Raw genomic sequence first — 2,244 nt, 5'->3', positions numbered from 1 at the left:
CGCCGCCGTCTGCAGGCGCTCCGGCAGAAGCGCCATCGCGCCGCCGCCGGTCGCGCCGATCAACCGCAGACCCGGGTATTTGTCCAGCCACCCCGCGAACGCGATCATGGCCATGCCCATCGTGACGTCGCCGAAGCGGCCGATCTGCTCGACGAACCCGGTCTCGTCCACCCGTTCCGTGCCCACCGGCTCGGCCGGGGCGTGCACCAGCACCGGCACCCCCGCCTCCGCGGCCAGTGCGAAGAAGGAGTCGGCGCGGGGCGAGCCGAGCAGCTCGCCATGCACGCTGGACGTGGTGATCAGCCCGACGAAGGCCGGGTCCGCGAGGGTCTCCCGGACTCCTTCGAGGTGATCGTCGTCGCCGAACGGGTTGGCGTACACGTAGCCGCGCAACTGGTCCGGGAACCTCCGGATCAGCCCCGACATCCAGTCGTGGAAGCGGCGCAGCCGGTCGCGGGGCTGGGCGTAGTTGTCGACGCCCGGCACCCGCGCCATCGCGCCGGCCCCGACGGGGCTGCCGATGACGGTGAGGTCGATCCCGGCCTCGGCGCGGGCGGCGAGCATGCCGTCGACGTCGGTCAGGCTCGGGGGCATGGGGAAGCGTTCGGCCGCTTCCGGTGGGGACAGATGCCCGTGGATGTCGATGATCACGTGTCGGTTTCCGGTTTCGGTGCGAGTGCGCGGGTGACCGCGGCACAGTCCTGGTCGCCCAGTCCCTGCTCGGTGGCACGGACGTGGGTCTCCGCCGCGGCGGTCGCCAACGGCAGACTCAGGCCGACTGTCGCTGCCTGCTTGGAAGCGAGCATGAGGTCTTTCGCCATCAGCCGCAGCCGGAAGTCCGGCTCGTCGAACCGGCCGGAGGCCAGGCGGCGGGACTTGAACGCCATGACCGGCGAGGCGAAGCCGCTGCCCGCGATGGTCTTGAGGACCAGCTGCCGGTCGAGTCCGCAGGCGTCCGCCAGTTCGGTGGCCTCGGCCAGCGCCTGCACCTCTATGCCCATCAGCAGGTTGAGGAGCAGTTTCATCCGCATGCCGGACCCGAGTGCGCCCAGATGGATGACCTCCTTGCCCAGCGCCGCCAGCAGCGGGCGGGCGGCGTCGAAGACCCGCTTCTCGCCGCCGGCGAACAACCGCAGCTCTCCGTCGCGGGCGTGGTCGCGGTTGCCGAGCATGCCGACGTCCAGGACCGAGGGCGCGTCCCCGGCGATCTGCACGACCTCGTCGGGGGCGACGGTGCTGGCGCAGATCAGGACGCCGGGGTACGGGCCGTCGGCCAGCACACCGTGCGGCCCGTGCAGTACGGCACCGAGGGCCTCGCCGTCGGAGACGACGCAGAGGGCGGCGCTGGTGCCCGCGACGGCGTCGGCGGGGTGGGCGGCGGCGTGGGCGCCCGCCTCGGCGAGCGGCGCGGTGCGCTGCGGGGTACGGTTCCAGACCCGGACCGGTATCCCCTGGTCGAGGAGGCGACCGGCCAGGCCGGCGCCCATCGTGCCGAGTCCGAGTACGGCGACGGGGCCGTTGACGGTGCCCGTCATGCGGACACCCCCTTGGTCTCCTTGATCACCCGGAACCGCATCGACTGCCGCTGGTCGACGAACTGGCGCAGCGGGGCCACCAGTTCCTGGTGCTCCTCGCCCTGCTGCCAGGCGAAGAAGTCCTCGGCCGACCGCCACTCGCTGGTGATCACCCACTGGCGGGAGTCGTCGACGGGTTCCCCGAGCCGTTCGACGATGTGGCCGGGGGTGCTGGACACGGACTTCCTCAGGTGCTCGTACAGATCCAGGAAGCCCTGCTCGCCGCCCTCGACCACGCGGACCGCGAAGACGACGTTCAGCTTCTCGGCCGACAGGCCGTTGTGGTTGGTGCCCATGTGTCTCCTCCTGAGTGAGATCCGGCAGGACACGACACCAACGGACTCATGTCCCTCGTACGGCTGCAACTCCGAATGGGGCAGCGGCCAGTCGGCACAAGGGGTGCACATTCCGTCATTAGTCATTTCGAGTGACTGACAGGGGTCCTCCTCAGGGGTGACCCGCCGTAGGGCGGCCGGGTGACGGATCGTCGCCGGGGATGAAAGGATGATCACCCTTCGAGGTGACACCGGGGCGGACCTCCCCGGGAGGGGAGTGGCGCGGCGTGCCCGACAGGCCGGCGGAAGAAGCGGCAGGCGAGGCGGCGACGCGGACCGGTGCGGCGCCGTGCCGGGTCGTGGTGTGCCGGGACTGCTGCTGCGGCAGCCCGAAG

Annotated in this window: 4 protein-coding genes; all 4 read right to left on the bottom strand. The window is 71.2% G+C overall.

Annotated features, from left to right (window positions below; all coding sequences use genetic code 11):
- Positions 1–651: amidohydrolase family protein (locus C3492_RS43770; RefSeq protein ID WP_181140870.1), on the bottom strand; the 651-nt coding region annotated here is incomplete at its 3' end.
- A complete protein-coding gene (locus C3492_RS43765) occupies positions 648–1,535 on the bottom strand; it encodes an NAD(P)-dependent oxidoreductase (RefSeq protein ID WP_103818107.1) in 888 nt (295 codons plus the stop codon). The genes C3492_RS43765 and C3492_RS43770, both read right to left, overlap by 4 nt.
- The gene (locus C3492_RS43760; RefSeq protein WP_103818106.1) at positions 1,532–1,870 is read right to left on the bottom strand and encodes an antibiotic biosynthesis monooxygenase; all 339 of its coding nucleotides are present in this window, start codon (positions 1,868–1,870) and stop codon (positions 1,532–1,534) included. Before C3492_RS43760 ends, C3492_RS43765 begins: the two co-directional genes overlap by 4 nt.
- 151 nt (positions 1,871–2,021) lie before the next feature.
- Positions 2,022–2,244: hypothetical protein (locus tag C3492_RS45275; RefSeq protein ID WP_219822142.1), on the bottom strand; the 223-nt coding region annotated here is incomplete at its 5' end.

The organism is Streptomyces sp. Ru62 (genome assembly GCF_002920615.1).
Classification (GTDB): Bacteria; Actinomycetota; Actinomycetes; order Streptomycetales; family Streptomycetaceae; genus Streptomyces.
Note: the sequence above shows the minus strand (reverse complement) of the source record. Positions and strands in the feature narration are given on the sequence as shown.

Excerpts from the sequence above, each read along its gene's own strand:
- C3492_RS43760 (WP_103818106.1), bottom strand. The coding sequence starts at position 1,870 with ATGGGCACCAACCACAACGGCCTGTCGGCCGAGAAGCTGAACGTCGTC.
- C3492_RS43765 (WP_103818107.1), bottom strand. The coding sequence starts at position 1,535 with ATGACGGGCACCGTCAACGGCCCCGTCGCCGTACTCGGACTCGGCACG.